The sequence below is a fragment of the Pinisolibacter sp. DMC19 genome (assembly GCF_056313985.1).
Window position 1 is genome coordinate 475508 of record NZ_JBQUZF010000003.1, and the last position, 20489, is coordinate 495996.

At 69.5% G+C, this 20489-nt stretch carries 18 protein-coding genes and 2 riboswitches; of the genes, 9 read left to right on the top strand and 9 right to left on the bottom strand.

Annotated elements, in window-relative coordinates; translation table 11 throughout:
* The first annotated feature begins 193 nt into the window (after positions 1–193).
* The 3 genes from ACT53U_RS10315 to ACT53U_RS10325 all read left to right on the top strand — a co-directional run bounded on the left by ACT53U_RS10315 (position 194) and on the right by ACT53U_RS10325 (position 2551).
* Positions 194–898 carry a protein phosphatase CheZ gene (locus ACT53U_RS10315; protein WP_476154754.1) on the top strand — a complete coding sequence of 235 codons (705 nt, stop codon included), beginning with the start codon at positions 194–196 and terminating at the stop codon, positions 896–898.
* 94 nt (positions 899–992) lie between these two features.
* The gene (locus ACT53U_RS10320; RefSeq protein WP_476154756.1) at positions 993–1634 is read left to right on the top strand and encodes a DNA-3-methyladenine glycosylase I; all 642 of its coding nucleotides are present in this window, start codon (positions 993–995) and stop codon (positions 1632–1634) included.
* A 110-nt stretch (positions 1635–1744) separates the two neighbouring features.
* Positions 1745–2551, top strand: coding sequence for a dienelactone hydrolase family protein (locus ACT53U_RS10325; protein ID WP_476154757.1), 807 nt, complete (start codon positions 1745–1747; stop codon positions 2549–2551).
* A gap of 10 nt (positions 2552–2561) precedes the next feature.
* Here the strand turns inward: ACT53U_RS10325 and ACT53U_RS10330 are convergent, their stop codons facing one another.
* Both ACT53U_RS10330 and ACT53U_RS10335 read right to left on the bottom strand, forming a co-directional pair.
* Positions 2562–4055, bottom strand: coding sequence for an ArnT family glycosyltransferase (locus ACT53U_RS10330; RefSeq protein ID WP_476154759.1), 1494 nt, complete (start codon positions 4053–4055; stop codon positions 2562–2564).
* Positions 4056–4059: 4 nt separating this feature from the next.
* Positions 4060–5181 carry a glycosyltransferase gene (locus ACT53U_RS10335; RefSeq protein ID WP_476154761.1) on the bottom strand — a complete coding sequence of 374 codons (1122 nt, stop codon included), beginning with the start codon at positions 5179–5181 and terminating at the stop codon, positions 4060–4062.
* A 277-nt stretch (positions 5182–5458) separates the two neighbouring features.
* Here ACT53U_RS10335 and hisS point away from each other — a divergent pair, with 277 nt between their 5' ends.
* Genes hisS through hisG form a run of 3 tightly spaced genes read left to right on the top strand, consistent with a single transcriptional unit; the run spans position 5459 to position 9215 of the window.
* Positions 5459–6952, top strand: a complete 1494-nt coding sequence (gene hisS, locus ACT53U_RS10340; RefSeq protein ID WP_476154763.1) for a histidine--tRNA ligase — start codon at positions 5459–5461, stop codon at positions 6950–6952.
* 14 nt (positions 6953–6966) lie between these two features.
* Positions 6967–8253, top strand: coding sequence for an ATP phosphoribosyltransferase regulatory subunit (locus ACT53U_RS10345; protein WP_476154765.1), 1287 nt, complete (start codon positions 6967–6969; stop codon positions 8251–8253).
* Positions 8250–9215, top strand: coding sequence for an ATP phosphoribosyltransferase (hisG, locus tag ACT53U_RS10350; protein WP_476154767.1), 966 nt, complete (start codon positions 8250–8252; stop codon positions 9213–9215). Before ACT53U_RS10345 ends, hisG begins: the two co-directional genes overlap by 4 nt.
* Positions 9216–9243: 28 nt before the next feature.
* On the opposite strand, the gene ACT53U_RS10355 is transcribed toward hisG, so the two are convergent.
* The 7 genes from ACT53U_RS10355 to ACT53U_RS10385 all read right to left on the bottom strand — a co-directional run bounded on the left by ACT53U_RS10355 (position 9244) and on the right by ACT53U_RS10385 (position 17843).
* Complete coding sequence (locus tag ACT53U_RS10355) at positions 9244–10317, bottom strand: acyltransferase (protein WP_476154769.1); 1074 nt, start codon at positions 10315–10317, stop codon at positions 9244–9246.
* A 17-nt stretch (positions 10318–10334) separates the two neighbouring features.
* Positions 10335–11753, bottom strand: coding sequence for a bacteriohemerythrin (locus ACT53U_RS10360; protein ID WP_476154771.1), 1419 nt, complete (start codon positions 11751–11753; stop codon positions 10335–10337).
* Between the two features lie 332 nt (positions 11754–12085).
* Positions 12086–13651, bottom strand: a complete 1566-nt coding sequence (gene gcvPB, locus ACT53U_RS10365) for an aminomethyl-transferring glycine dehydrogenase subunit GcvPB (protein ID WP_476154773.1) — start codon at positions 13649–13651, stop codon at positions 12086–12088.
* Positions 13652–13665: 14 nt separating this feature from the next.
* Entirely contained in the window at positions 13666–15009 is a 1344-nt protein-coding gene (gene gcvPA, locus ACT53U_RS10370) for an aminomethyl-transferring glycine dehydrogenase subunit GcvPA (protein ID WP_476154774.1), read from the bottom strand.
* A 252-nt stretch (positions 15010–15261) separates the two neighbouring features.
* The gene (gcvH, locus tag ACT53U_RS10375; RefSeq protein WP_476155059.1) at positions 15262–15633 is read right to left on the bottom strand and encodes a glycine cleavage system protein GcvH; all 372 of its coding nucleotides are present in this window, start codon (positions 15631–15633) and stop codon (positions 15262–15264) included.
* A gap of 18 nt (positions 15634–15651) precedes the next feature.
* On the bottom strand, positions 15652–16782 hold the full coding sequence (gene gcvT / locus ACT53U_RS10380) for a glycine cleavage system aminomethyltransferase GcvT (RefSeq protein WP_476154776.1): 1131 nt from the start codon (positions 16780–16782) through the stop codon (positions 15652–15654).
* Positions 16783–16837: 55 nt separating this feature from the next.
* A riboswitch (glycine riboswitch) is annotated at positions 16838–16959 on the bottom strand.
* Positions 16960–17060, bottom strand: a riboswitch (glycine riboswitch).
* Positions 17061–17201: 141 nt separating this feature from the next.
* Positions 17202–17843 (bottom strand): hypothetical protein, encoded by a 642-nt coding sequence (locus ACT53U_RS10385; RefSeq protein ID WP_476154778.1) that lies wholly within the window; start codon positions 17841–17843, stop codon positions 17202–17204.
* A 174-nt stretch (positions 17844–18017) separates the two neighbouring features.
* Here ACT53U_RS10385 and ispH point away from each other — a divergent pair, with 174 nt between their 5' ends.
* Genes ispH through rnhA form a run of 3 tightly spaced genes read left to right on the top strand, consistent with a single transcriptional unit; the run spans position 18018 to position 20474 of the window.
* Positions 18018–19022, top strand: coding sequence for a 4-hydroxy-3-methylbut-2-enyl diphosphate reductase (ispH, locus tag ACT53U_RS10390; RefSeq protein ID WP_476154779.1), 1005 nt, complete (start codon positions 18018–18020; stop codon positions 19020–19022).
* 4 nt (positions 19023–19026) lie between these two features.
* Positions 19027–19998 carry a homoserine kinase gene (locus ACT53U_RS10395; RefSeq protein ID WP_476154781.1) on the top strand — a complete coding sequence of 324 codons (972 nt, stop codon included), beginning with the start codon at positions 19027–19029 and terminating at the stop codon, positions 19996–19998.
* Positions 19995–20474, top strand: coding sequence for a ribonuclease HI (rnhA, locus tag ACT53U_RS10400; RefSeq protein ID WP_476154783.1), 480 nt, complete (start codon positions 19995–19997; stop codon positions 20472–20474). Before ACT53U_RS10395 ends, rnhA begins: the two co-directional genes overlap by 4 nt.
* Positions 20475–20489: the final 15 nt, after the last annotated feature.

A 20489-nucleotide genomic window follows, 5' to 3' on the forward strand; every position in this document is an offset into this window, starting at 1 on the left:
TGGTGAACGAGATCGACCATGCCTCTCGGGAAGGCGGAAACCTTTCGTCATGGTTACCGATTGGTTGCACTCCCGCGCCGGTTGGAATTCCGCCGCGATCGCTTCGACGCAACCTCGTCGGCAAACCATTCCTTAAGGACGACGGGCCATGATCCGGAAACGACGACCCGCAAGACGACGAGGGCATTCATTCATGGCCGCCAGAAAGCTCTTCCGCATCGAGGCGATGGGCTCCGCCGCGACGGGACCTGCGGCTGGTCGGGACGAGGACCGCCACCGCGAGGTGATCGACGAGATCCGCGCCCTGCGAGCCCTCGTTCAGCCGACCCAGGAACTCGGTGAGAAGGCGCTCGAACAGCTGCGCCGCGATCAGGCGGAGGCCCGCAAGATCAAGGCCGAGATGGACCTGATCTACGAGGCCATCAACCGCACCAAGCGCGAGATCGCCACCCTCCACGTCTCCGGCTGCAACGGTCAGGAACTGTCGCGCGTCTCCAACGAGCTCGACGCCGTCGTGCTCGGTACCGAGAACGCCACCGAGGTCATTCTGGCCTCCGCCGAACTGATCGACGAGCGCGCCGGCACGCTCTCCGCCAAGCTCAAGGGCTCCGATCGCGGCATGGCCGCCGACATCCAGGAGGCGACCGTCCAGATCTTCGAGGCCTGCAACTTCCAGGATCTGACCGGCCAGCGCATCTCCAAGGTCGTCGGCACGCTGCGCTTCGTCGAGGAACGCATCATCAAGATGATGGACATCTGGGGCGGCGTGGAGAGCTTCAAGGAAATCGAGATCGAGCTCGAGCACCGTCTCGGAGACCAGTCTCTGCTCAACGGCCCGGCGCTCGGCTCCGACCAGGGCATCGCCAGCCAGGACGACATCGACGCCCTCTTCTCCTGAGGACGATCCACGGCACGCGACGACGGGCGCTTCGGCGCCCGTTTCCTTTTTGTTCACGCTCTGCTAGGCTCCCGCCGAACCGAGGGAGGGCGCGATGGACGGGAAGGTCGACGGATTGATCACGGGGCCGGACGGGCACGACCGTTGCTGGTGGCCGGGCGACGACGAGCTCTATCGCCGCTATCACGACGAGGAATGGGGCCGCCCCGTCGCCGATGACCGGCGCCTCTTCGAGAAGATCTGCCTCGAGGGGTTCCAGTCGGGTCTGTCCTGGCTCACCATCCTGAGGAAGCGCGAGAACTTCCGCCGCGCCTTCGCCGATTTCGACGCCGAGGCGATCGTCGCCTTCGACGAGCAGGACATGGACCGGCTGCTGACCGACGCCGGCATCGTCCGCCACCGCGGCAAGATCGAGGCGGTCTTGAACAACGCCCGCCGTTTCCTCGAGCTGCGCGATCGCGAGGGCTCCTTCGCCGCCTTCGTCTGGAGCTACGAGCCAGACCCCGCGACCCGCCCGACGCAGCCGACCAAGGCCGAGCTCTGCGCCAACTCGGTGACGGCCGAATCGACCGCCCTGTCGAAGGAACTGCGCAAGCGCGGCTGGGCCTTCGTCGGGCCGACCACCTGCTACGCCTTCATGCAGTCGATGGGTCTCGTCAACGACCACGTCCACGGCTGCGCCGTGCGCGATGTGATCGAAGCGGCGCGGAGCGCCTTCGTCCGACCTCGCCGCTGACCGGGGAGCGCCGCCGTCTTTTCGCCGACCTCGCGCGCTGTCATGGTGAACCTCCGCGGACGCCGTCGATTCGACGGCGGCGCCGTCCACCCACAGGAACCGCCGTCGCGATGACCGCCGAGACGCCCGACCGCCGCCGCTTTCTCGCCCTCGCCGCCGGCCTGTCGGTCGCCGCCTTCGGCGCCGGAACGGCCGCGGCGCAGGAGGCCGAGCAGCCCGACCCGCGTCTGACGGTGGAGACGGTGACCTTCCAGGTCCGCCGGCAGGTCTTCAAGGGACAGCTGAGTCGCCTGCGCAGCGGCGGCCGCCGGCCGGGCGTGCTGCTGATCCACGGCCAGCGCGGCCCCGATGCCCTCCACCGCGCCTTCGCCCGCCGCCTCGCGCTCGACGGCTTCATCGTGCTCCTGCCCGATCTCGCCTCGCCGCAGGGCATCTCGCCCGATCAGGTCGACGAGATCCAGGGCGCGCTCGCCCGCCTCGCCTCGGCGGAGGTGAACGCGGCGCTCGAGGCCGGCATCGAACTCGTCGCCAAACATCCCGAATGCACCGGCGCGGTCGGCGCCGTCGGCTTCTCGTGGGGTGGCACCTTCGCGCTGCAACTCGCCGCGGCGAGCCAGCGTATTCGTGCGGTCGTGTCGTTCTATGCCGTGCCGCCGTCGCCCGAGCGCATCGCCGGGACGCGCGTGCCGATCCTCTTCCACTGGGCCGACAACGACCCGCGCACCGCGCCGCTGGTCGACGCGATCGAGAAGCGGCTGATCGGCACGGGCAAGGTGTTCGAGGCCTATCTCTATTCCGGCGTCGTGTCGGGCTTCGCCACCGACCCCGACCCGCGCCGCTACGACCAGAACGCGACCGATCGAGCCTACGAGCGGACCGCCTTCTTTCTGCGTCGCTGGCTCGTCGCCCCGACCTGACGGGCGGGGCTCAGCCGGCGGGCTTCGCCCCCGCGCAGGCCTTCGCATCGGAGAGCAGGAACAGCGGATGGTCCTCGACCACCCGCCCTCCGGCCGTGCGCGCCAGCGCGCCGAGCGGCGTCACCGTGCCGAACAGTCCCCGCACCTCGGCACTGGGTTCGCGGCCGGGCCGCTCGACGTCGAGGACGGTGGCGCAGACGGTCCTCGGATCGAGCACCGGCAGATCGATGTAGCGCACCCGCTCGTCGAAGGGGATGACGCGGCGCGCCCCCAGCGTCGCCGCAAGCTGGGAGGCGAGCGTGTAGTTCGGCCCGGCGAACACCGTCGCGCCGACCTCGGCCGCCTTGGCCTCGAGTGCCCGACCGAAGGCCGGCCAGCCCTTCATCTGGGCCGTCGGATCGCGATCGGCCGGCAGCACCACCAGCGGCACCAGGACGTGGAGATAGACGAGGCCCGTCAGCGCGAAGCCGACCGGTACCACCCACGGCCGCAGCCGTTCGAGCCGGCCGCGCCAAGCCTCGGCGAGCGTGCCCGTCTCACCCGCCCCGCGCGCCGCGAGCCAGGCGATCGCCGCGTAGAGCGGCGCCGGCCAGTTGCCCTCGATGCCGCCGTGCATCGAGTGGAAGACGAGATAGGCGAGGAAGGGCGCAGACGTCAGCAGTGCCAGCAGCCCGGCCACGTCGCGCGCCCGTGCCGCCGAGCGCACGCCGATCGCCAAGAAGGGCACCATCGGCAGACCGATCAGCAAGAGCTGCACGCCGACGAACTCGCCGAACTTCTCCGGCCGGAAGCCGTGCGGCACGGTGCGGCCGAACTGCTTGGCGAAGGAGACCCATTCGTGGGTGGCGTTCCAATACAGGACCGGCGCGAAGATGGCCGCCGCGATCGCGCCGCCCGCCCACAGCTGCCACGCCCTGAACCAGCGCCGATTCTCAGCCGTGGCGGCGAGCCAGATCAGGATGCCGATACCGAGGAACAGCACCGAGTATTTCGAGGCGAGGCCGCAGCCGGCGGTGACGCCGACCACCAGCCACCAGCGCGGATCGCGCGAGGCGACGAGTTCCGCCATCGCCCAGACCGTCGCGCCCCAGAAGAACACCGACGGTCCGTCGGGCGTGACCAGCACCGAGCCGGCGCCGATCAGCAGCATGGCGTTGAACCAGACGACGGCGCGATCGGCGATCTCCCGGCCCGACAGCAGCGCAGCACCCCGCCACAGCAGCAGCGAGCCGATGAGCGTGGCGAAGGGGGCGAGGAAACGCACGCCGAGCGGCCCGTCGCCGGCGATGGCGCGCCCGGCGGCGATCATCCAGGCGATCATCGGCGCGTGGTCGAGATAGCCGGGGGCGAGATGTTCCGACCACAGGCGGTAATAGGCCTCGTCGTCGACGAGCCCGGTCGATCCGGCGACCGCGAGCCTGACCGCGGTCAGGCCGAGGAGCAGGGCGACGATCCGGGCGGCGGGCCACCCGGTCGTCGTCGTGCGCGGCGTCGCCTCGCTCATGGTCTCACTTGCGCCAGGTCAGCACGGCGGAGACGGTGTAGTTGAACACCGCGCTCATTACCGCACCGGCGAAGCCGGCGATCCAGGGACCGGTCTCGGCCATCTCGAAGAGGCCGGTGGCGACGCCCATGTTGGCGATCGTGCCGAGGCTGCACACCAGATAGAAGGTGAAGAGGCCCCAGACGAAGGCGAAGCCGGTCAGACGACGGTCGCGATAGGTCAGCTGGTTGTTGAGGATGAAGTTCCACGTCATGGCGACCACCGAGGCGGAGAGCTCGCCGGTGAAGAACGTCGTCTCGAAGACGTGCAGCGCCACCTTCAGCGTCGCCAGATGGATGACGATGCCCGAGGCGCCGACCAGCAGGAACATCAGGAAGCGCACCGGCACCAGACCGCCGGAGAGCTTGGAGAAGAGGAGGCCGAGATATTCGGCGGTCACCAGCGTGTCGAGCTTGGATTCGCCCGCCTGCCGCTCGCGGAAGGTGAAGGGCACCTCGACCGTCTTCAGCCGCTCCGGAGAGGAGGCGACGATGTCGAGCAGGATCTTGAAGCCCTCGCGCGACAGTTCGCCGGCGATCGCCTCGACCCGCTCGCGACGAATCATGAAGAAGCCGCTCATCGGGTCGGAGAGTTCGATCCTGAGGAAGCGGCGGGCGAGCGACGTCGCCGTCTCCGAACCCCACTGGCGGATCGACGACAGGCCCTCGTTCGACGATCCGCCGTCGACGTAGCGGCTGCCGACCACCAGATCGGCGCCGCCGCGGATGGCGGCATACATCTGCGGCAGGATGGTCTCGTCGTGCTGCAGGTCGGCGTCCATCACGGCGACGACCGGGGCCGCCGACGACAGCATGCCCTCGATGCAGGCGCCCGCCAGACCGCGGCGGCCGACGCGGCGCAGGCAGCGCACGCGGGGGTCGCGTACGGCGATCGCCTTGGCGACCTGCGAGGTGCCGTCGGGGCTGTCGTCGTCGACGAAGATCACCTCCCAGGCGATGCCGCCGAGCGCGGCGTCCAGCAACTCCACGAGGCGCGGAACGTTGGCGCTCTCCTTGTAGGTCGGGACGACGATGGAAAGCTCGGGGGACACGGCGGACTGGGCAAAGTCCGGACGGGCGGAATCCATGCGGGCGGAGCCTTTCGATGCTCGGCGGAAGTCGGGCGGCGCACCGAGGACGCGTCCGCGTGCAGCCCTTGCCCGATGGAGCCGCAACGTGGCGGAATTGTGAGGGGTTGGCAACTGGTGGGCGCGTGAATTCGACGTAATGCGCAACGATCTACGCAGTCCCGCGACGTCGGAGGCGCCTCTCGGCTTGTCCCTGCGGGCGATCCGGTCTAGGAACCGTGGCGCCCGCCCCGTTTCGGCGGGTTTTCGTGTTGGCGAGACGGGAAGCGAGCGGGTCATGGCATCGGAACAGAAGTTGAAGGCGCGTCTGCCCCGTGGATTGGCCGATCGCGGCCCCGCCGACGTGCGCGCCACCGAGGCGATGCTGACGAAGATCCGCGAGATCTACGAGCTCTACGGCTTCGAGGCGGTGGAGACGCCGCTGCTCGAATACACCGATGCGCTCGGCAAGTTCCTGCCCGATCAGGACCGTCCCAACGAGGGCGTCTTCTCGCTGCAGGACGACGACGAGCAGTGGATGAGCCTGCGCTACGACCTGACCGCGCCGCTCGCCCGCTTCGCCGCCGAGAACTGGACGCAGATTCCGAAGCCCTATCGCAGCTATCGCTGCGGCTGGGTCTTCCGCAACGAGAAGCCCGGCCCCGGCCGCTTCCGCCAGTTCATGCAGTTCGACGCCGACACGGTGGGTGCTGCCTCCGTCGCCGCCGATGCCGAGATCTGCATGATGATGGCCGACGCCATGGAGGCGGTGGGCCTCAAGCGCGGCGACTATGTCGTCAAGGTCAACAACCGCAAGGTCCTCGACGGCGTGATGGAGGCGATCGGCCTCTCCGGCGACGAGAATGCGGCCAAGCGCCTGACCGTGCTGCGCGCCATCGACAAGCTCGACAAGATCGGACCCGAAGGCGTCCGCGACCTCCTCGGCGAAGGCCGTTGGGAGAACCCGAAGGACAAGTCCGGCGACTTCACCAAGGGCGCGGGGCTGGAAGCTGCCGCCATCGACGTCGTCCTCGCCTTCACCGCGGCCCGCCGTGACGGCGCCGACGCGACCGTCGCCGAACTCGCCCGCCTCGTCGGCGAGACGCCGAAGGGCGCCGAGGGCGTCGCCGAACTGGCCGAGATCGCCAGCCTCGTCGCCGCCGGCGGCTACGGCGACCGCATCCTGATCGACCCTTCCGTCGTGCGCGGCCTCGAGTACTACACCGGCCCGGTCTACGAGGCCGAACTGACCTTCGAGGTGCCCAACGAAGCCGGCCAGATCGTCCGCTTCGGCTCGGTCGGTGGCGGCGGTCGTTACGACGGTCTCGTCTCGCGCTTCCTGAACGAGCCCGCGCCGGCGACCGGCTTCTCGATCGGCGTGTCTCGCCTCGTCTCGGCGCTGAAGGCGGTCAAGTCGCCGATCCTCGCCGACGCCGATGCCATCGGCCCCGTCGTCGTCCTCGTCATGGACAAGGACCGCATGGGCGACTACCTGGCGCTGACCAAGACGCTCCGCGACGCCGGCATCCGCGCCGAGTGCTATCTCGGCTCGTCCGGCATGAAGGCACAGATGAAATACGCCGACCGCCGCAAGGCGCCTTGCGTCATCATCCAGGGCTCGAACGAGCGCGACGCCGGCATCGTCCAGATCAAGGATCTGGTCGCCGGCGCCGAAGCCGCCAAGTCGATCGAGTCCAACGCCGAATGGAAGGCCGCGCGCCCCGCCCAGGTCGAGGCGAAGGTCGAAGACCTCGTCGCGACCGTGCGCGACATCCTCGCTCGTCAAGCCTGACCCGGGAGATCCCCATGGCGACCCCGACCGATCCCAACGCCGCCGAGATGCTCCGCCTGCTGAGGCAAGTCGGCATCGACACGCCCGAGGCGCTGGCCGAACTGCTCGACGGAGGCGCCGACGCCGAAGCCGGCGACGAGCTCTCCGCCTTCGACCCGACCGCCGAACTCGTCGCGCTGTTCCAGCGCGAGACCGAGGCCGAGATGGTCGAGCCGTCGATCCTCTTGCCGGCCGATCTCTTCCTGGACACCGCCGGCGAGGACATCCGCCGCCGCCTGTTCCTGACGACGGACGCCGAAGGCCACGAGCTCTGCCTGCGTCCCGACTTCACCATTCCGATCTGCCGCCACTACCTGGAGCAGGGCGCCGCCGGCCGCGAGGCGGCGCTCGGCTATTTCGGTCCGGTGTTCCGCCAGCGCGTCGACGAGCCGGCGGAGTTCCTCCAGGCCGGCATCGAACTCTTCGGCAACGAGGATCGCGCCGCGGCCGACGCCGACGTGCTGGCGCTGGCGCTCGAGGCGGCGACGCTGTTCGCCCTCGACGAGCCGATCGTCAAGATCGGCGACGAGGGCCTGTTCCTGGCGCTGCTCGACGGGCTCGGCCTCGCCGCCCCCCTGCGCCGCCGTCTGCGCGGCCTCTTCGGCACGCCCGAGCGCCTCGTCGCCACCATCCGCCGCCTGTCGGCGGGCGAGGGCGCCGACGAGGCGATCCGCCATGCCGGCATCCTCGGCGCGCTCGCAGGCTCGAAGCCCGAGGAGGCGCGCAGCCTCGTCGAGGACCTGCTCGGCCTCGCCGGCATCGCCACCGTCGGCGGCCGCACCGCCCACGAGATCGCCGAGCGCTTCCTCGAACGTGCCGCGGTCGCCTCGGCCGGCGGCCTGACGCCGGAGGCGGCGGGCGTGCTGACGCGCTATCTCGCGCTCGAGACCTCGCCGGAACGCGCGGTCGACGCGCTCGACGCCTTCCAGCGCGAGGTCGGCATCGACATCGCGCCGGCGATCGACCTCTTCGCCCGCCGCAACGAGGCCTTCCGCGATTGCGGCATCGGCCTAGACCGTCCGACGTTCCGCGCCGACTTCGGCCGCAACCTCGACTACTACACCGGCTTCGTCTTCGAGATGCGCGACCCCGATCGCGCCGGGCAGGCGGGCTTCGACAAGCCGGTGATCGGCGGCGGTCGCTACGACGGCCTGCTCGAGCGGCTGGGTTCGACCACGCCGGTCGCCGCCTGCGGCTTCTCGATGTGGCTCGATCGCCTCGGCATCGGCGGCTACGGCCAGGAACTGGGAGATCGCCCGTGACCGATCTGATCATCGCCATCCCCTCCAAGGGCCGGCTTCAGGAAAACACCAACGGCTTCTTCCAGCGCGCCGGCCTCGCCGTGCTGCAGCCGGGCGGCGAACGCAACTATCGCGGCCGCCTCGGCGGCATCGACGGCGTCGAGATCGCCTTCCTCTCGGCCTCCGAGATCACCAAGGAAGTCGCCGCCGGCAACGTCCACTTCGGCGTCACCGGCCTCGATCTCGTCCACGAGAACGTCGCCGACTGGTCGTCCAAGGTGCATCTCGTCGCCGAACTCGGCTTCGGCTTCGCCGACGTCGTGGTGGCGGTGCCCCAGGCCTGGATCGACGTCGTGACCATGGCCGATCTCGGCGACGTCGCGGCCGAGTTCCGCGCCCGCCACGGCCACCAGCTGCGCATCGCGACGAAGTACCTCAACACGACGCGCCGCTTCTTCGCCGAACACGGCATCTCCGACTATCGCAACGTCGAGAGCCTCGGCGCCACCGAAGGCGCGCCGGCCTCCGGTGCGGCGGAGGCGATCGTCGACATCACCACGACCGGCTCGACCCTCAAGGCCAACGCCCTGAAGATCCTGACCGACGGCGTGATCCTGAAGAGCCAGGCCCATCTCGTCGCCTCCAAGACGGCGGCGTGGACCGACGATCACCGCGCCCGCGCCCGCACCATCCTCGACCGCGTCGCCTCCGAGGCCCGCGCCCGGCGGACCCGCGAGCTGCGCTGCGCCGTGAGCGATGCCGCCGTCGCGGTGGCGACCGCCGCCCGCTTCGGCGCCACCGCGCCCTTCGGCGTGCCGACGGCGGGCAATCCGCTCGTCCTTCACGCCCCGGCGAAGCAGGTCGCGGCGCTCGCCGACGCGCTGCGCGCCGAGGGGGCGACCATGGTGACGGTGGCGGCGGTCGACTGGATCTTCGCGCCGGAGAACGAGATGGCCGACGCGCTCGAGGCGGCGCTCGGCTGAGCGTCCGTGGCACGCGCCGCTCGCCGCTTCACGTGACGAAGCGGCGGAGCGGGCGCAGCCGCGCCATCACCGACACGACGCCGACCGACAGGGCGATGATCACCGCCGCCGCGGCGATGCGCGGCAGGAGCCCGGTCGTACCCTCGCCGAGCGCATGGCGGCGGCTCAGCGTGTCGAAGACGATGACGAAGATGCCGTGGACGCAATAGAGCCCGAGCGTGAAGCGTCCCATCGGCGCCAGCCTCCGGGCGAGCCCCACCGGCATGTGACCGACCGCCAGCATCACCACGGCGACCGTCCACAGGACCGTACCGAAGACCATGTCGACGCCGGCCTGCTGCGGCGGGCAGTCGGCCCAGAGCGCATTCTGGACGTGCGCCCGTTCGAAGAGCTGCAACAGCCACCCTGAGGCGGCGAGCGCGATCAGCGCCGGTACGCCGATCCGTCGCCACGCCGTCGTCGAGCCGAGGACGTGGCCGAGGCTGAGGAAGAACAGCCAGTAGACCGGGCTGTCGCGCAGCATCGGCAGCCGTGTCCCCGGGGTTTCCGCACCGATCGCCGCCATGGGGCCGGACAGGAGATCGTAGGGGCCGATCGCCAGCCCCGCGAGAAGGGTCACGGCGGCCATCGCCGTCACCACCGGACGCCGCATCGCCGCCATGGCGAGGAGGAAGACGGCGCAGGTGACGAGCATCCACGGGATGTACCAGAGATGGAAGGCGAAACCGCCGTCGATCGGGATCCGCGCGAGTTCATGCACGAAGTCGGCGCCGAAGGGATCGTCGCCGCGCTTCCAGATCCCCACCGCCCGCATCGCCTGGAACACGACTTCCCAGAACAGGAACACCGGCACCAGATGGACGACGCGTCGCCGGATGTCCTCCGACGGCCCGCGAGACGAATGCGCCAGCATCATGCCGGCGATCATGAAGAAGGCCGGGACGGCGAAGCGGCTGGTGCCGTCGATGGCCAGGTGCCAGAGCGTCGCGTCGCAATAGCGATTCGGCATGACGTGGAGCAGGACCACGGCCGTGAAGCCGAGGAAGCGCGTCGCATCGACGGCGTCGTCGCGCGTGTGCGGGGAGGGTACGTCGTCGGACATGGCGGGCGCCATCGCGTTCAGGCGGCTTCGGCGGTCTCGGTGTCGGCCTCGGGGTCGGCGAGGACGGTGCGATCACGCCCGTTCTTCTTGGCACGATAGAGCGCCTTGTCGGCCGCCGCCAGGAATCCGTCGGCCGACTGGCCGGGATGCCACTGGGCGACGCCGGCGCTGGCCGAGACGGTCCCGTCCATTTCGTGCAGGCGGATCCGTCCGATCGCCGCGCGCAGCCGTTCGGCGACGCGGAAGGCGTCGTCGAGATCGCATTCGTCGAGCAGGACGACGAATTCTTCGCCGCCGTAGCGGGCCACCGTGTCGTGGCGCGACACGTTGGCGCGCAGCACGCCGGCGACGCGGGCGAGCACCCGGTCGCCGATCGGATGGCCGAAGGCGTCGTTGATGCGCTTGAAGTGATCGAGATCGATGAAGATCGCGGTCAGCGCGGTTCCGTCGCGGCCGGCCCGCTCGATGGCGCGGCCGAGACGTTCGCCGAGCAGGCGGCGGTTGCCGATGCCGGTCAGCGGATCGGTCTGCATCAGCTGTTCGAGCTCGGCGGTACGGCGTGCCACCTCAGCCTCGAGCTCGCGATTGGCGAGGCTCAGCATCTCTTCCGAGCGCTTGATGGCGGTGATGTCGACGGCCGAAGCGATCAGCCCCATGAAGGTGCCCGACGAGTCCCAGCGCGGCAGGATGCGCTCGAGCACCCAGCACCATTCGCCGTCGGCGCGTCGCAGACGATATTCGATCTCGCCCGAGCCGCGCACCGCCACCAGCGTGCCGATGCGGTCGTGATAGGCGTCGCGGTCGTCGGGGTGGACGTAGATGCACCAGTCGCAGTCCTGCGCCTCGCCGTCCTCGACGCCGACGAAGTTCGACCAGGCACGGTTGACGTAGCCGCGCGTACCCTTGGGATCGCAGACCCAGATCATCGCCGGGGCATAGTCGGAGACCAGCCGGAAGCGCCGTTCGGTCTCGCCGAGCGCGGCGATCAGCACCTGCTCGACGCTGGGGCCTGCGGTCTGTTCCTGCGCGTTCTGTTCGGCCTTCAGCGCCTGGCTGATCTTGCGGTCCGAGCCGAGGATGTGGGAGACGAGCCAGGTGACGAGGAACTCCAGCACCTGCTCGGAGACGTCGGCGCGCAGCAGGTCGTCGCGCTTGGCGATCTCGCGCACCTTCTCGACGAAGCCGCGATGCGACTTGCGATGACGCTCCTTCTCGTTCTCCGAGAGCGGGGCATCCGCCATGATCTGTTCTTCGTCGTCGAAATGGCGCGCCGCATAGTCGGTCAGTTCACCGATCAACGCCTCGACGTGCGGAAGCCGCCCGCCCTCCGAAATCGCGGTGGCGAGGCTGTTGATGAGATCCACCAGTTTGCGATGCTGCTCGTCGATCAGCGGGATGCCGATCTCGAAGCTGGCATTCCAATAGAAGAACTCCACGACGTCATTCCTCCCCGGTCGGTTCGAGGTGGGTCGCCCCTCGTCGTCGATCGGTCGATGAACGATCTTGGTGGCGGAGAGTTGCCAATTCCTTGTCGCGAAAGGCGACAATTTGGTTTTCGACGTGTTTGGGCTGCGACGCGCTGTCGCGGAATGTCACGTGCCGCGCTGATTTCAGTGATGGCGCAAGACTTTGCCGGGTGGGCCGCGCATGCGTACAGAAACGGTATCGATCGAAACTCGATTTACTTCGCGTCAGTGCGTTGACTTCAGCAATGAAAAAGTGGCGGCGTCGCCGCCGCCACTCGCCTCAAAGTCGTGGATGACGGGAATTACCCTGCAACGACAGGTTTGTCCCACTTGAGTTTCGGCGCGCGGGCCGCGCGCGTCTCGTCGAGACGGCGACGCGGCGCGTAGCGCGGGGCCTGGGAAAACCGCGCCGTCTCGCCGCGTTTCGCCGCCATGACGAGGTCGCGCAGCGTCGCCGCGAAGAGATCGAGCGAGGCCTTGGATTCGCTCTCGGTCGGCTCGATCAACATGGCACCGTGGACGACCAGCGGGAAATACATGGTCATCGGATGATAACCTTCGTCGATCATCGCCTTGGCGAAGTCGAGCGTGGTCACGCCGGTGCCTTCCAGGAAGCGGTCGTCGAACAGCACCTCGTGCATCGAGGGATGGTCGGGGAAGGCGACCGTCATCAGGTCCGAAAGGCAGGCCCTGAGATAGTTCGCCGACAGCACCGCGTCCTCCGACGCCTGGCGGAGCCCGTCGGCGCCGTGGCTGAGCATGTAGGCGAAGGCGCGGGTGAACATGCCCATCTGGCCGTGGAAGGCGGTGAGCCGGCCGTACGGCGTCTCGCCGGCGGCCACCGAGGAGGGATCCTCGACCAGCGTCGGCCGTCCGCCCTCGATCCGCACGAAGGGGTAGGGCGCGAAGGCGGCGAGCCGCTCGGAGAGCACCACCGGACCGGCACCCGGCCCGCCGCCGCCGTGCGGCGTCGAGAAGGTCTTGTGCAGGTTGATGTGCATGGCGTCGACGCCGAAGTCGCCCGGGCGCACCTTGCCGACGATGGCGTTGAAGTTCGCGCCGTCGCAGTAGAAGTAGCCGCCCGCCTCGTGGATCGCCGCGGCGATCTCCGCCACCTCCGGCTCGAAGATGCCGCAGGTGTTGGGGTTGGTCAGCATGATCGCGCCGACGCGATCGTCGATCGCCGCCTTCACGTCGGCGACCGCCACCGTGCCGTCGGCACGCGCCGGAACCGCCTTCACCTCGAAGCCGATCAGCGCCGCCGTCGCCGGATTGGTGCCGTGGGCGCTCTCGGGGACGAGGACGACCGGCTTGTCGAGACCGCGGGCCCGCAGCGCCGCCTTGATCGCCATCATGCCGGCGAGTTCGCCGTGGGCACCCGCCTTGGGGCTCATGGCGACGGCCTTCATGCCGGTCAGTTCGACCAGCCAGCGGCCGAGCTCGGCGACGAGTTCCAGCGCGCCCTCGACGGTCGAGACCGGCTGGAGCGGATGGACGTCGGCAAAGCCCGGCAGCCGCGCCATCTTCTCGTTGAGCCGCGGGTTGTGCTTCATCGTGCAGGAGCCGAGCGGATAGAGCCCGGCATCGATCGAATAGTTGCGCCGCGACAGCCGCACGTAATGGCGCACCGCCTCGGGCTCGGCGAGGCCCGGCAGATCGAGCGGCGCCTTGCGGGCGTGACCGCCGAGGCGGGACTTCGTGCCTCTGGGCGCCGGCAGGTCGACGCCGGTGACGTTCGGACGGCCGATCTCGAAGATCAGCCCTTCCTCGACGTCGAGGGCGCGGTTGCCGGTGAAGGTGCCGGCCGGAGCGGCGGTTTCGGTGACCTCTTCGGGGCGGGTCGGACGGCCCTTGTCGTTGAGCGCCATGTCTCGTTCCCCTCTCAGATCGCTTCGGAGATCGCGGCGACGAGCGCGGCGCGATCGTCGGCGGTGGTGGTCTCGGTGACGGCGACGATCAGGAGATCGTCGAGGCCGGCGTCGGGCATCAGCCGCGAGACGGGCACGCCGGCGATGATGCCGTCGTCCTTCGCCAGCTTCTCGACCAGAGCGGCGGCGTTCGTCGGCAGCTTCACCGTGAACTCGTTGAAGAACGTGTCGTTCAGCACCTCGACGCCCGGCAGGTTGCCGAGCGCGTCGGCCACCTCGATCGCCGCCTCGTGGTTCAGCGCCGAGAGCCGGGTGAGGCCGGCCTCGCCGAGCAGCGTCAGGTGGATCGAGAAGGCCAGCGCGCAGAGCCCGGCATTGGTGCAGATGTTCGACGTCGCCTTCTCGCGGCGGATGTGCTGCTCGCGGGTCGACAGCGTCAGCACGAAGCCGCGCTTGCCCTCGGCGTCCACCGTCTCGCCGCAGAGCCGGCCCGGCATCTGGCGGACGTATTTCTGACGCGTCGCGAAGAGGCCGACATAGGGGCCGCCGAAGCCGAGCGGATTGCCGAGCGACTGCCCTTCGGCGACGACGATGTCGGCACCCTGCGCCCCCGGCGGCTCGATCGCGCCGAGCGAGACGACTTCGGTGACGACCGCCACCAGCAGCGCGCCGACCGCATGCGCCTTCTCGGCGATGGGCGAGAGATCGACGATGCGGCCGAAGACGTCGGGCGACTGGACGACGACGCAGGAGGTCTCGCCGTCGATCGCGGAGAGCAGATCCTCGCCGCCGCCGACGTCGGGGGCGAGCCGCACGACGTTGTCGCCGGCCATGTCGGAGAGGGTGGCGATGACTTCGGCGTAATGGGGATGGAGCCCGCCGGAGACGACCGCCTTGCGCCGCCTGGTGACGCGATGGGCCATCAGCACGGCCTCGCCGGTGCCGGTCGAGCCGTCGTACATCGAGGCGTTGGCGACCTCCATACCGAGGAGATTCGCGACCTGCGTCTGGAACTCGAAGAGGACCTGCAGCGTGCCCTGGGTGATCTCGGGCTGATACGGCGTGTAGGAGGTGAGGAACTCCGAGCGCTGGATCAGGTGATCGACGGTGGCCGGCACGTGATGGCGATAGGCGCCGGCGCCGCAGAAGAACGGCACCGAGCCGGCGACGACGTTGCGACCCGCCATGCGGGCCATGATGCGCTCGACCTCCATCTCGCCCTTGGCGCGGGGAAGGTCGGGCAGGGCGGCGATGAGTTCGTCGGCCGGCACGTCGGCATAGAGTGCGTCGATGGTCTCGACGCCGATCCGCGCCAGCATCTCGGCACGATCGCCGTCGGTCAGGGGCAGGTAGCGCATGAAGGGCCTCTGCGGCTCGAATGAGGAGGACCGGGCGGGGAGCCGCGGCCGGTGTTTCCGTGGGAATGGGGGGGCGATCGGTCACCCCTGTTCGGCTTCACCCTGAAGTGCCCGGCACAGCCGGGCCTCGAAGGGCGAAGGCGTCGACGGGCCTTGCCACTCGGCCCTTCGTCCTTCGAGGCTCGCTTGCGCTCGCACCTCAGGATGAAGGGCCTCCGCGAAAGGCACGATCGGGTCGATCGCCCGTCGTCCTCACAGCGTCTGGACGAAGGCCTCGTAGGCCGCCTCGTCCATCAGCTCGGAGGTGTCGACACCCGCCGCGAGCTTCATCTTGAGGAACCAGCCGTCGGTCTCCGGCTCGAGGTTGACGAGGCCCGGATCGTCGGCGAGTCGGGTGTTGGCCTCGATCACCGTGCCGTCGAGCGGCGCGTAGACCTCGCTCGCCGCCTTGACCGACTCGACGACCGCCGCCTCGCCGCCCTTGGAGAGCATCTTGCCGGCGTCCGGCAGTTCGACGAAGACCACGTCGCCGAGCTGTTCCTGGGCATAGGTGGTGATGCCGACCGTGGCGACGTCGCCGTCGATGACGATCCACTCGTGGTCCTTGGTGTAGAGCTTCATGATGGGTCTCCGGTGGAGGAATCAGCGGCGGAAACGCGCCGGGACGAAGGGAAGGGCGACGACGCGGGCGGCGAGCGCCTTGCCGCGCACGATGAGATCGAGATCGGTGCCGGGCATCGACTGCGTCAGCGGCACGTAGCCCATGGCGACCGGCCCCTCGACGGTCGGCCCGAAGCCGCCGGAGGTGACGACGCCGACGACCGTGCCGTCCTTGGTGGCGATCTCCGCCCCCTCGCGCGCCGGCTGGCGGCCGGCGACGAGCAGGCCGACGCGGATGCGCGAAGGTCCTTCGGCGAGTTCGCGCTGGATGCGCGCGGCGCCGGGGAAGCCGCCCGCGACGCGGCGGCGCTTCTGGATCGACCAGGAGAGCCCACCCTCGATCGGCGAGGTGGTGGTGTCGATGTCGTGGCCGTAGAGGCAGAGCCCGCCCTCGAGGCGGAGCGAATCGCGCGCGCCGAGGCCGATCGGCTTCACCCGCGAATCTTGCAGCAGCAGATCCCACAGGCGGACGACGTCGCAGCCCGCGACCGAGATCTCGAACCCGTCCTCGCCGGTGTAGCCCGAACGCGAGACGAGGATCGGCACGCCGGCGATGGTGTGGGCGGCGACGTCCATGAAGCGCATCGACGAGACGTCGGCGCCGAGCGCCTCGAGCACGGCTTCCGCCTCCGGACCCTGGAGGGCGAGGAGCGCGCGGTCGTCGTAGGTCTCGAGCCGGACGTTCGCCGGCAGGTTGGCGGCGATGTGGGCCCAGTCGGCCGCCTTGCAGGCGGCGTTGACGACGAGGAGGATGCGCCCGTCGGCGCCCGTCTCGCGCGAGAACATGAGATCGTCGAGGATGCCGCCTTCGGCGTTCAGCAGCTGCGAATAGCGCTGGCGGGCTTCGCCGACGTTCAGCACGTCAGCCGGCACCAGCGCCTCGAGCGCTGCGGCCGTGGTGGCGTGGTCGGGACCGACGAGGGCGCCCTGGCCCATGTGGGAGACGTCGAAGAGGCCGGCGTGTTCGCGGGTCCAGGCGTGCTCGGCGATGATGCCGGTCGGGTACTGGACCGGCATCAGGTAACCGGCAAAGGGCACCATGCGCGCGCCGAGGGCGACGTGCGAGGCGGCGAGCGGGGTCTCGAGAACGGCGGTATCGGCGGAAGAAGCCATCGGGCGCACTCCGGAATTCGACTCGTGGGGCGGCGATCGGATCGCGTGATCCGCTCGCGCCCCCTCTGTCGGACGACCTGAGAGTTTCCCGGCGGCCAGTGCCTCGTGAGGCAGGGCATTCCGGTTACGCCTTCGGTGAGGCAGCGGGCGAGCCCGTGCCTGCTTTCCAGAGTGTCGCTCGCCCCCGCGGTCCTTGGGCCTGAGAGTTTCCGGGGCGGTTTCTCCTTCGGCGCCGGACATCCTCTCGCGAGGGTTCCGGGCTCTCCCGCCGGGGCAGTGCGCGCGGGTCCGAAGACCCGTTCGCCACGGGGCGCGACGTGACCCCGATCCATCGAGCGATAGAGAAGCGCACGGCCCGCGTCAACGCCCGATCCGACGGGCGTCGCGGATTTTCGCGGCATCGCGCCTGTCGTTTCGGTTCAGCCCTTGGTCGGGACGCGTGCCGGCTTCTTCGGCTTGCCGCCGACGTCGCCCTTGCCGTCGAGACCGACGTAGATGGTGACCGCCTGGCTCTCCGCGACCGACAGGGTGATTCCCTCGTCGACGATCGAGAACAGCGCCGAGTAGTCGGGCGCCTGCACCGTCGCCTGGGTGGTGGTGAGCTTGGAATAGAGCACCTTGTCGCCCGCCGTGACGGCGACGCGGACCGGGATGGTCACCGTGCCGGTCGCCGCACTCTTGCCGGCGAGCACGCGGCCGGCGACACCGACGCGCACCTTGATGCCGCCGCCGATCGCCTCCTCGCAGTCGCGCGCCACGCGCTGGACAGAGGCCTGGAAACGCACCGCGTCGAGGTTGCCGGGCTTGCCGGCCTCGAAGATCGGCATGAACTCGGTGCCTTCGCGCACCATCGCCTCGGGGCAGACCGGGGTCGCGGCGAAGACCGCCGGATCGATCGGCTTCGGGTCGCTCAGCGTGCCGGAGAGCGCCTTCATCGGCGAGAAGTTCGAGCCGATGCTGTCGCTGGTGCCGCAGCCCGAGAGCGCCAGCATGGCGAGGGCCGCCGGAGCAGCGATGGAAATGCGGGCACGACCGGACATCGTCTTGTGCCGGAGAGACATGATACGCGGCTCCCGTTCGTCGCTTGGAAGGGCGAGGACGCCTTCCATAGCATCGCCGCGCCGGCCTCGCCACGGTCATTCGCCGCGAAGGTGCACCGGCACCCTCCGCGTCCTTGACAGCGGGGCGCCCGCTCCCTCTATTCCCGGGACCTTCCCGCCCCGTCGGAGATCCGCATGGCGACCGAGCCCCCGCTGGAGATTCTTCTCGCCTCCCCGCGCGGTTTCTGCGCCGGCGTCGACCGCGCCGTGCAGATCGTCGAGCGGGCGCTCGCCATCCACGGCGCGCCGGTCTACGTCCGCCACGAGATCGTCCACAACCGCCACGTCGTCGATGGATTGAAGCGGCGCGGTGCCATTTTCGTCGAGGAACTCGACGAGATCCCCGACCGCAGCCGCCCGGTGGTCTTCTCCGCCCACGGCGTGCCGAAGTCGGTGCCGGAGACGGCGGAACGGCTCGGTCTCTTCTCGCTCGACGCGACCTGTCCGCTGGTGACCAAGGTCCACCGCGCCGCCGAGCAGCACCACGAACGCGGTCGTCACGTCTTCCTGATCGGCCATACCGGTCACCCGGAAGTGATCGGCACCATGGGTCAGCTCCCCGAGGGCGCGGTGACGCTGGTCACCTCGACCGAGGATGCCGAGACCGTCGTGCCGCCCGCGGGTCGCGAGATCGCCTACACGACTCAGACGACGTTGTCGGTCGACGACACCGCGGCGATCGTCGCGGTGCTGCGCCGTCGCTTCCCCGAGATCCACGGGCCGCATCGCCAGGACATCTGCTACGCCACCACCAACCGCCAGGAGGCGGTCAAGGCGGTGGCGCCGCGGGTCGAGGCGATGATCGTCGTCGGCGCGCCCAATTCGTCGAACTCGCAGCGCCTGCGCGAGGTCGCCGAGCGCCAGGGCTGCCGCGCCGTGTTGATCCAGCGCGCCGCCGACATCGACTGGTCGATCTTCGAAGGCGTCGACCGCCTCGGCATCACCGCCGGCGCCTCTGCGCCGGAAGTGCTGGTCGAGGAGGTGATCGACGCCTTCGCCGCACGTCGCGAGGTGCGCGTCGAAACCGTGGTGGCGGCCGAAGAGACCGTCGTCTTCAATCTCCCCAAGGGCCTGCGCGACGACGCGGCCGGTGCCGAGGCCCACGCCGAGGCACGCGCCGAGGCCAACACCGAGGACTGATCCCGTGGCCGTCTACACCGAAGTCTCCGACGAGGATCTCGACGCCTTCGTCGCCCTCTACGACATCGGCCGGGTGCTCTCCTGCAAGGGCATCGCCGAGGGCGTGGAGAACTCCAACTACCTGCTCCACACCGAGAGCGGCAACTTCATCCTGACGCTCTACGAGAAGCGGGTCGATCCGAACGATCTGCCCTTCTTCCTCGGGCTGATGGACCATCTCGCCGCCCGCGGCCTCGGCTGTCCGCTGCCGGTCCACGCCCGCTCCGGCGCGACGCTCGGCACGCTCGCCGGCCGGCCGGCGGCGATCGTCACCTTCCTCGAGGGTCAGTGGGTGCGGCGCCCGACGGCGCGCCACTGCGGCCTCCTCGGCGAGGCGCTGGCGAAGATGCATCTCGCCGGTCGCGATTTCGCCATCCGCCGCCCCAACGCCCTGTCGATGCCGTCGTGGCGGCCGCTGTGGCAGCGCTCGGCGGCGCGCGCCGACGAGGTCTCCGCCGGTCTCGGCGCCGACATCGAGGCGGAACTCGCCCTGCTCGAGCGCGACTGGCCGAAGAAGGGCGATCTGCCGTTCGGCGTCATCCATGCCGACCTCTTCCCCGACAACGTCTTCTTCCTGAGGGACGAACTGTCGGGCCTGATCGACTTCTACTTCGCCTGCGACGACGCGCTCGCCTACGACGTGGCGGTGTGCCTGAACTCGTGGTGCTTCGAGCCGGACATGTCCTTCAATCTGACCAAGGGCCGCGCCTTCCTCGCCGCCTACCAGGCGGTGCGGCCCTTCGAGCCGGCGGAAGTCGAGGCGCTGCCGCTGCTGGCGCGTGGTTCGGCGCTGCGCTTCCTGCTGACCCGGCTCCACGACTGGCTGAACGTGCCGCCGGGCGCCCTGGTGAAGCCGAAGGACCCGCTCGAGTATCATCGCAAGCTGCGCTTCCACCGGGCGATAACGAGCCCTGCCGGCTACGGGCTCGAACGATGAGCGAGACGGAGACTGCGGCCGACGTGGTGCGCATCCACACCGACGGCGCCTGTTCCGGCAACCCCGGCCCGGGCGGCTGGGGCGCGCTGATCGAATGGCGCGGCAAGGTCAAGGAACTGAGCGGCGGCGAGGCCGACACCACCAACAACCGCATGGAGATGATGGCCGCCATCGCCGCGCTGGAGACGCTGACGCGCCCCTGCACCGTCGAACTGACGACCGACTCCAACTACCTCAAGGGCGGCATCACCGGCTGGATCCACGGCTGGAAGAAGAACGGCTGGAAGACCGCCGACAAGAAGCCGGTCAAGAACGTCGATTTGTGGCAGCGCCTCGAGGCGGCGATCGAGCGCCATCGCGTCAGCTGGCACTGGGTCAAGGGCCACGCCGGCCACGCCGAGAACGAGCGCGCCGACGAACTCGCCCGCGAAGGCATGGCGCCCTACAAGACGCCGCGCCCGCGCGGGGAGGGGTGAGCGAGGCGGACCGGA

Excerpts from the sequence above, each read along its gene's own strand:
- gcvPB (WP_476154773.1), bottom strand. The coding sequence starts at position 13,651 with ATGGCGCTCAACGACAAGGGCCGTCCGACCCGCCCCGAAGAGGTCACC.
- ACT53U_RS10355 (WP_476154769.1), bottom strand. The coding sequence starts at position 10,317 with ATGTCCGACGACGTACCCTCCCCGCACACGCGCGACGACGCCGTCGAT.
- ACT53U_RS10345 (WP_476154765.1), top strand. The coding sequence starts at position 6,967 with ATGGCGACCCCGACCGATCCCAACGCCGCCGAGATGCTCCGCCTGCTG.
- ACT53U_RS10315 (WP_476154754.1), top strand. The coding sequence starts at position 194 with ATGGCCGCCAGAAAGCTCTTCCGCATCGAGGCGATGGGCTCCGCCGCG.
- ispH (WP_476154779.1), top strand. The coding sequence starts at position 18,018 with ATGGCGACCGAGCCCCCGCTGGAGATTCTTCTCGCCTCCCCGCGCGGT.
- ACT53U_RS10335 (WP_476154761.1), bottom strand. The coding sequence starts at position 5,181 with ATGGATTCCGCCCGTCCGGACTTTGCCCAGTCCGCCGTGTCCCCCGAG.
- ACT53U_RS10385 (WP_476154778.1), bottom strand. The coding sequence starts at position 17,843 with ATGTCTCTCCGGCACAAGACGATGTCCGGTCGTGCCCGCATTTCCATC.
- ACT53U_RS10320 (WP_476154756.1), top strand. The coding sequence starts at position 993 with ATGGACGGGAAGGTCGACGGATTGATCACGGGGCCGGACGGGCACGAC.
- rnhA (WP_476154783.1), top strand. The coding sequence starts at position 19,995 with ATGAGCGAGACGGAGACTGCGGCCGACGTGGTGCGCATCCACACCGAC.
- gcvPA (WP_476154774.1), bottom strand. The coding sequence starts at position 15,009 with ATGCGCTACCTGCCCCTGACCGACGGCGATCGTGCCGAGATGCTGGCG.
- gcvT (WP_476154776.1), bottom strand. The coding sequence starts at position 16,782 with ATGGCTTCTTCCGCCGATACCGCCGTTCTCGAGACCCCGCTCGCCGCC.
- hisS (WP_476154763.1), top strand. The coding sequence starts at position 5,459 with ATGGCATCGGAACAGAAGTTGAAGGCGCGTCTGCCCCGTGGATTGGCC.
- ACT53U_RS10325 (WP_476154757.1), top strand. The coding sequence starts at position 1,745 with ATGACCGCCGAGACGCCCGACCGCCGCCGCTTTCTCGCCCTCGCCGCC.
- ACT53U_RS10330 (WP_476154759.1), bottom strand. The coding sequence starts at position 4,055 with ATGAGCGAGGCGACGCCGCGCACGACGACGACCGGGTGGCCCGCCGCC.